The following is a 7,446-nucleotide window of genomic DNA, read 5'->3' as shown; positions in this document are numbered from 1 at the left end:
AGTTTTGCCTTTTCCTTTGGGTCGGGGATGGGTTTAAGAGACAGGGTTAGGGGGGGGGGGGGGGTGGCGGGCGTACCGGCTGATCGCCGGGATGTGGATCCGTTCGACGATGGCCTACCGGTTGTCCTTCGCGATGACGCTGGTGAGCGGGCTGCTGGTGACGGGTCTGGACTTTGTCGCGATCTTGCTGATGTTCTCGCGGGTCGATGCGCTCGGCGGCTACTCGCTGCCCGAGGTTGCCTTCCTGTACGGCCTGTCCGCGACCTCGTTCGGGATCGCGGACCTGGTGATCGGTTCGGCGGGCCGGCTGGGTTCACGGGTGCGGGACGGCACGCTCGACACACTGCTGGTGCGGCCGGCGCCGGTGCTGGCGCAGGTGGCGGCGGACCGGTTCGCGCTGCGCCGGGTCTCCCGGATCACGCAAGGGGCGCTGGTGCTGGCGTACGCGCTGGCGGCTACGGACGTCGACTGGACGGTGACCAGGGTGCTGCTGGTGCCGGTGACGCTGGTGAGCGGCGCGGTGATCTTCGGCGCGGTGCTGGTGGCGGGGGCGGCGTTCCAGTTCGTGGCGCAGGACGCGGCGGAGGTGCAGAGCGCGTTCACGTACGGCGGTCAGACGCTGCTCCAGTATCCGCCGACGGTGTTCGGGAAGGAGCTGGTGCGTGCGGTGACGTTCGTGTTCCCGCTGGCCTTCGTCAACTGGGTGCCGGCGGCGTATGTGCTGGGCCGGCCGTATCCGCTGGACCTGCCGGAGTGGACGGCGTACGCCCCGCCGCTGGTGGCGGTGGCCTGTTGTGCGCTGGCGGGGCTGGCCTGGCGGGCCGGACTGAGGTCGTATCGGAGTACGGGAAGTTAGCGCGCCACGGGAAGTCGGCGCGGTACGCAAAAGTCGGCGGAGTCCGGGAAACAGGCGGAGTCCGGGAAGCATGCGGAGTCCGCGAAACAGGCGGACTACGGGAAGGCGGGGGAGTCCTGGTGGACGGGTTCATCGAACTCGACGGGGTCGAGAAGGTCTTCGACGTGCGTCGGCGGACCGGGTTTCTCCGGCGGGAGCGGCGGCAGGTGCGGGCGGTGGACGGGCTGTCGTTCACCGTGGCGCGCGGCGAGATCGTCGGGTACATCGGGCCGAACGGTGCCGGGAAGTCGACGACGATCAAGATGCTGACGGGCATCCTCACCCCGAGCGGCGGCCGGCTGCGGGTGGCGGGCATCGATCCCGCCCGTGAGCGGACCAGGCTCGCCCATCGCATCGGGGTCGTGTTCGGGCAGCGGACGACGCTGTGGTGGGACCTGCCGCTGGTCGACTCCTACCGGCTCGCCCACCGCATGTACCGCATCCCGGACGCCCGTTACCGCGCGAACCTCGACCGGCTCGTCGAACTCCTCGACCTGGAGAGCCTGTTGGAGGTGCCGGTGCGGCAGTTGTCGCTCGGCCAGCGGATGCGCGGTGACATCGCGGCAGCGCTGCTGCACGACCCGGAGGTCCTCTACCTCGACGAGCCGACGATCGGTCTCGACGTCGTCTCCAAGGCCCGGGTGCGGGAGTTCCTGGGTGAGCTGAACACCGAGCGTGGTACGACGGTCCTGCTCACCACCCATGACCTCCAGGACATCGAGCGGCTCTGCTCCCGCGTGATGGTCATCGACCACGGCCGCATGATGTACGACGGCCCGCTCGCCGGGCTGCACGAGGCCGGGGAGAGCGAACGGACCCTGGTCGTCGACCTGGAACGGGAACTCCCGCCCATCGACGTGGGCCCGGCGGCACGGGTCGTACGGGTGGAGGGGCCGCGTCAGTGGCTGGCCTTCCCGGCGGCGGAGTCGGCGGCCCCGCTGGTGGCGCGGATCGCGGCGGAGTATCCGCTGGTGGACCTGTCGGTGCGGGAGCCGGACATCGAGGCGGTGATCGGCCGTATGTACGCGGACAGGGAGACCGTAGTGCCGGGCGCGAGGAACTCGTAGGCTGCTGTGCATGACCGACGACGCAGTCCCGGACCTCCGTGCCTCCGACGCCGACCGTGAGCGTGTAGCCGAGGTCCTGCGGGACGCCCTGGCCGAGGGCCGGCTCGACATGACGGAGTTCGAGGAGCGGCTGGACGCGACGTACCGGGCGCGGACGTACGGCGAGCTGACGCCGATCACCCGTGACCTGCCCGCGGCCGGGGTCGCTCCGCCGGCCGCCGTGTCCTTGCACAAGCCCGCGGCGCGGGGCGACGGTGAGGTGGACGGGGCGTGGGCCGGGCGGATCGTGGGCGGCGAGGGGTCGTCCACGTGGGCCGTGGCCGTCATGTCCGGTTTCCAGCGCAAGGGGCGCTGGACGGTGCCCCGGCGGTTCACCGGCTTCGCGTTCTGGGGCGGCGGGGAGATCGATCTGCGCGAGGCGGACTTCGCGGCCGGGGAGGTCGTGATCAACTGCGTCGCCATCATGGGCGGGATGAACGTCGTGGTGCCGCCCGGGGTCGAGGTCGTGGTGCGGGGGATCGGGATCATGGGCGGCTTCGACCACCGTGAGCAGGGGGTGCCGGCCGCGGCGGGCGCTCCGCGGGTGGTGGTCACGGGGTTCGCGTTCTGGGGCGGGGTGGGGGTGGACCGCAAGCGGAGGCGGAACCGGGGGGATCGGGAGTTGTCGCGGGGCCGGGACAGGCCCCGCCACCTGGGCCACTGAGCCGGGCAGAACCGGGTAGAGCAGAACCGGGTAGATCAGGAACCGGGTAGAGCAGAACTGGGCTGGGCCGGGCAGGGCGGGGCTGTGCGGGCTCGGGGTTACAGATCCGCCCGTCCCGCCCCCGTCAGCTGGCTCCACCTGATCAGTTGGGCCATCTTCCAGTAGCCCCTGTCGCTGGGGTGGAGGTGGTCGCCGGAGTCGTACTCCGCCTTGAGGCGGCGGGGGTCGTAGGGGTCGTGCATCGCCCGGTCGACGTCCACGAGCGTGTCGTAGACCGACCCGGAGCGGATCTCCGCGTTGATCCGTCGCCGTACGTCCTCGCGCGCGTCGGTGTAGTCGTGGTGGCCGCGGAAGGGGAGCAGGGTGGTGCCGACGGCCTTGATGCCGTGGGCGTGGGCGCGGCGGACCATGTCGCGCAGGCCGTCGAGGACGGCGTCGGGGTCGGCGGTGGTCCGACTGCGGAGGATGTCGTTGACGCCGAGGTCGATGACGACGACCTTGACGTTGGGCCGGCCGAGGACGTCGCGGTCGAAGCGGTCCAGCCCGCTGGGGTTGCCGGCGGGCCGGCCCGGTCCGCCGGTGAGGACGCGGTTGCCGCTGATGCCGACGTTGACGACACCGTAGCGAGGGGCGTCCTCGTCGCCGTCGGTGAGGGACGCGTGGAGCCGGTCGGCGAGGACGTCGGGCCAGCGGCGGTTGGCGCCGGGGGCGGAGGCGAAGCCGTCGGTGATGGAGTCGCCGAAAGCGACGACGGTCCCCTCGGCCTCCTCGCTGAGGACGTCCAGCGCGGTGAGGTAGCGCCAGTAGGTGCTCTGTCCGGTGTACGGCGTTCCGGTGACGTCGGCGGTGTGCTCGCCGTCGGCGACGTAGCTGGTCTGCTGGGCCAGGTGGTGGAAGGTGACCGGGCCCGCGGAGGTCGGGGTGTAGAGGCTGACCAGGACGTCGCTGTCGCGGGGGACGGCGAGCGGTACGGCGTCGCTGACGGCCTGTCCGCCCGCCGGGATGCTGATCGCGGGGCGGCCGCCGAAGGTGAGCCGGCGCAGGGTGCCGGGGGCGGCGGCGGGGCTGTCGTCGCCCGCCGCGACGGCGAGGGTGACGGAGGTGACGGTCAGCGCTTTGGTGCCGTACAGGTTGGACAGGGTGATGCGGGCACTCGTCCCTCCGACGCTGGTGTGGACGACGTTGCGCACCGTGCGGCCCGCCGTGCCGTCGCGTTCGGTGAGCGGTTCGCCGCCGGCGGGGGCGGCGGCCCAGCTGCCGACCCACAGGCCGGTGGAGAGGGCCGCGGCGGAGTGCGGGCCGGTGCGGGAGGAGGCGAGGGTGTCCTGGCCGCGGCGCCCGCCGTCCCCGGCGTCGACAGCGAGGTATATGGCGGCCGAGAGGCCCACGATCACGGCGAGGACCGCGGAGAGGAGGACGTGGTGAGGGAGGTGGTGACGGGGGTCGCGGTGGCCGCTTCGGCGGGCGCGGGGCACTCCGGGCCCTGCGCCGTCATGCCTGGTCATGCGGGTGTGTGTCTCCTCCGACGAGGGAGCGGCGAGGCTCCGACAGAACATTCAGGAGATCACCGTAGGACTTCCCACCTGACAGACGCCGGGAACTCCTGTTTCGTTCCAGGAGTCGGACAGGTGGGGACAATGGTCGCGTGCGGGGCACGGGGGACCGGGAGCGGGTGGAGAGCGGATGGAACGTACGGGTACGCAAGACAGGGCCACGACGGAAGGCGGAGCGCCGGCGGACGACGGGGCGACGGCGGTGGGGCGCGCCATGAACGTCTTCAGCGCGGCCGACGAGGAGCGCAGGCGCGGGGTGCGGCGCATGAAGCTCACCGCGACCGGGCTGCTGGTGTTCGTGGCGGTGGTGTACGTCCTCGCCGAGTGGGCCTCCCACCAGGGCGCCGGGCCCTGGGCGGGCTATGTGGCGGCGGCCGCCGAGGCGGGCATGGTGGGCGCGCTCGCCGACTGGTTCGCCGTGACCGCCCTGTTCCGCCATCCGCTCGGCCTGCCCATCCCGCACACGGCGATCATCCCGACGAAGAAGGACCAGCTGGGCGTCTCCCTGGGCGAGTTCGTCGGCGAGAACTTCCTGTCCCGCGATGTCGTACGGCAGCGGCTGCGCGCGGTCGGCATCGGCAGCCGGCTGGGGGCGTGGCTGGCGGAGCCGGAGCACGCGGACCGGGTGACGCAGGAGCTGGCGACGGCGCTGCGGGGGGCGCTGACCGTGCTGCGGGACTCCGATGTGCAGGCGGTCGTCGGGGAGGCGATCACGCGGCGGGCGGACGCCCAGGAGATCGCGCCGGGGATGGGCAAGATGCTGGAGAAGATCGTCGCGGACGGCGGTCACCGGCGGGCCGTCGACCTGGTGGTGGCGCGGGCGCACGACTGGCTGGTGCTGCACGCCGACTCGGTGATGGACGCGGTGGAGGGCGGCGCGCCCGGCTGGACGCCCCGGTTCGTCGACAAGCGGATCGGGGAGCGGGTCTACAAGGAACTGCTGCGGTTCTGCGCGGAGATGCGGGACATGCCGTCCCACCCGGCCCGGGGCGCCCTGGACCGTTTCCTGCGGGACTTCGCCTCCGACCTCCAGTCCGACACCGAGACCCGCGCGCGGGTGGAGCGGCTGAAGGGCGAGGTGCTGGGCCGCGGCGAGGTGCAGGACCTGATCGCGTCCGCCTGGACGGCCGTCCGGTCCATGATCGTGTCGGCGGCCGAGGACGAGCGCAGTGAGCTGCGGATGCGGGTGCGGGCGGCGCTGCTGTCGCTGGGGTCCCGGATGGCCACCGAGCCGAAGGTGCAGGGGAAGGTGGACCGCTGGGTGGAGGGCGCGGCTGTGCACGTGGTGTCGACGTACCGCAGGGAGATCACCTTGCTGATCACCGACACGGTGGCGGGCTGGGATGCCGAGCACACCACGCGCAAGATCGAGGCCCACATCGGCCGTGACCTGCAGTTCATTCGTATCAACGGCACGGTGGTCGGGTCGCTGGCGGGCCTGTTGATCTACACGGTGGCGAAGGGGCTGGGGGCGTAGCTGCCTTTCCTCGGGGAACCCGACAACGGTTTCCGCTCGATGAGGAGGGAGCCGCCACATGACCACTGCCGCACAGGCCGGGACCGGCCGGACCATCACGACGGACATTCCCGCCCGCCTGGACCGCCTCCCATGGTCCCGCTGGCACTGGACGATCGTCATCGGCCTCGGCACCGTGTGGATCCTCGACGGCCTCGAAGTCACGGTCGTCGGCAACATCGCCGGGCGGTTGTCGGAGCCCGGCAGCGGCCTGCCCATCACCTCCGGGCAGGGCACCGGTATCGCCGCCGCGCTGTATGTGGCGGGTGCCTGCCTCGGCGCCCTGTTCTGGGGCCGGCTGACCGACCGCTGGGGCCGCAAGAAACTTTTCATGATCACGCTGGCGGTCTATCTCGGGGCGACCGCCCTGACCGCGATCTCCTTCGACACCTGGTGGTTCCTGCTCTTCCGCTTCCTCACCGGCTTCGGCATCGGCGGCGAGTACGCGGCGATCAACTCGGCGATCGACGAGCTGATCCCGGCCGAGTACCGGGGCCGCGTCGACCTGATGATCAACGGCAGCTTCTGGCTGGGCGCGGTGGGCGGTTCGCTGCTGTCGATCGTCGCGCTGAACACGGACCTCTTCGCGGCGAACGTGGGCTGGCGGCTGACGTTCGCGCTCGGCGCCGTCCTGGCCCTGGTCATCCTCCTCGTACGACGCCATGTCCCGGAGAGTCCGCGCTGGCTGATGATCCACGGCCGGGACCGGGAGGCGGAGGAGATCGTCTCCTCGATCGAGCGGCGCATCGAGTCCGAGCAGGGCGCCCCGCTGCCGGCGGCCGAGGGGGAACTCACCATCCACCAGCGCAGCAGCGTGTCCTTCGTCGAGATCGGCCGCACGGTGTTCTCCGACTACCGCCGCCGCGCCGTCCTCGGCTTCTCCCTCTTCATCGGGCAGGCCTTCCTCTACAACGCGATCACCTTCGGCTTCGGCGCGATCCTCACCACGTTCTTCGACGTGCCGACCGGCCACACCGGCTACTACTTCGCAGTGATCGCCCTCGGTAACTTCTGCGGCCCGCTGCTGCTCGGCAAGCTGTTCGACACGGTCGGCCGCCGGATCATGATCTCCTCGACGTACCTGCTCTCCGGCCTGCTGCTGTTCGGTACGGCCTGGCTGTTCGACCGCGGTTCGCTGAGCGCGACCACGATGACGGCCTGCTGGTGCGCGGTGCTGTTCTTCGCCTCCGCGGGCGCCTCCAGCGCCTACCTCACGGTCTCCGAGATCTTCCCGATGGAGACCCGCGCCATGTCCATCGCCTTCTTCTACGCCCTCGGCACCGCCGCGGGCGGTATCAGCGGGCCCCTGCTGTTCGCCGAGCTGACCGGCACGGGCAAGGTCGGCGACACGGTCCTCGCGTTCCAGATCGGCGCGGCGCTGATGTGCGCGGCGGGCCTGGTCGCCGCGTTCCTCGCGGTACGGGCCGAGCGACGCTCCCTGGAGGACATCGCCAAGCCCCTGACGGCGGCGGCCACCAAGGCCCGTACGGCGGTGGGGGCGGGGGCGGCGGCCTCGACGGCTGCGAGTTCCGGGGAGTCGGGGAAGTCCGGGAAGCCGGGGGGACCGAAGGGGCCGCGGCCTCCGCAGCCCCCGGGACCGAAGACGGCTACGGCGTAGCCGCCGCACACACGCGGGCACGCGAGCGCGCAGCGGTTCGGGCATGACGTGGCGGGCGTAGCCGCCGCACGCGGGCGGGAGCGGGGGCTACGCC

Annotated in this window: 6 protein-coding genes; 5 read left to right on the top strand and 1 reads right to left on the bottom strand. The window is 71.7% G+C overall.

Going from position 1 to position 7,446, the window contains the following annotated elements; translation table 11 throughout:
- The first annotated feature begins 91 nt into the window (after nt 1–91).
- The 3 genes from P1P75_RS37720 to P1P75_RS37710 all read left to right on the top strand — a co-directional run bounded on the left by P1P75_RS37720 (nt 92) and on the right by P1P75_RS37710 (nt 2,665).
- Nucleotides 92–856 carry an ABC transporter permease gene (locus tag P1P75_RS37720; protein ID WP_319263928.1) on the top strand — a complete coding sequence of 255 codons (765 nt, stop codon included), beginning with the start codon at nt 92–94 and terminating at the stop codon, nt 854–856.
- Between the two features lie 116 nt (nt 857–972).
- Nucleotides 973–1,962 (top strand): ATP-binding cassette domain-containing protein, encoded by a 990-nt coding sequence (locus tag P1P75_RS37715; RefSeq protein WP_319263930.1) that lies wholly within the window; start codon nt 973–975, stop codon nt 1,960–1,962.
- A 10-nt stretch (nt 1,963–1,972) separates the two neighbouring features.
- Nucleotides 1,973–2,665 (top strand): DUF1707 domain-containing protein, encoded by a 693-nt coding sequence (locus P1P75_RS37710; RefSeq protein ID WP_319263926.1) that lies wholly within the window; start codon nt 1,973–1,975, stop codon nt 2,663–2,665.
- 98 nt (nt 2,666–2,763) lie between these two features.
- Here P1P75_RS37710 and P1P75_RS37705 read toward each other — a convergent pair whose 3' ends face one another.
- Nucleotides 2,764–4,170, bottom strand: coding sequence for an SGNH/GDSL hydrolase family protein (locus P1P75_RS37705; RefSeq protein ID WP_319263925.1), 1,407 nt, complete (start codon nt 4,168–4,170; stop codon nt 2,764–2,766).
- 262 nt (nt 4,171–4,432) lie between these two features.
- Between P1P75_RS37705 and P1P75_RS37700 the strand changes: the two genes are divergently transcribed.
- Both P1P75_RS37700 and P1P75_RS37695 read left to right on the top strand, forming a co-directional pair.
- A complete protein-coding gene (locus P1P75_RS37700) occupies nt 4,433–5,695 on the top strand; it encodes a DUF445 domain-containing protein (RefSeq protein ID WP_319263924.1) in 1,263 nt (420 codons plus the stop codon).
- Nucleotides 5,696–5,753: 58 nt separating this feature from the next.
- Entirely contained in the window at nt 5,754–7,352 is a 1,599-nt protein-coding gene (locus P1P75_RS37695; RefSeq protein WP_319263922.1) for an MFS transporter, read from the top strand.
- Nucleotides 7,353–7,446: the final 94 nt, after the last annotated feature.

Source organism: Streptomyces sp. ID05-39B (assembly GCF_033794725.1).
In the GTDB taxonomy this organism is placed as follows: domain Bacteria; phylum Actinomycetota; class Actinomycetes; order Streptomycetales; family Streptomycetaceae; genus Streptomyces; species Streptomyces bobili.
Note: the sequence above shows the minus strand (reverse complement) of the source record. Positions and strands in the feature narration are given on the sequence as shown.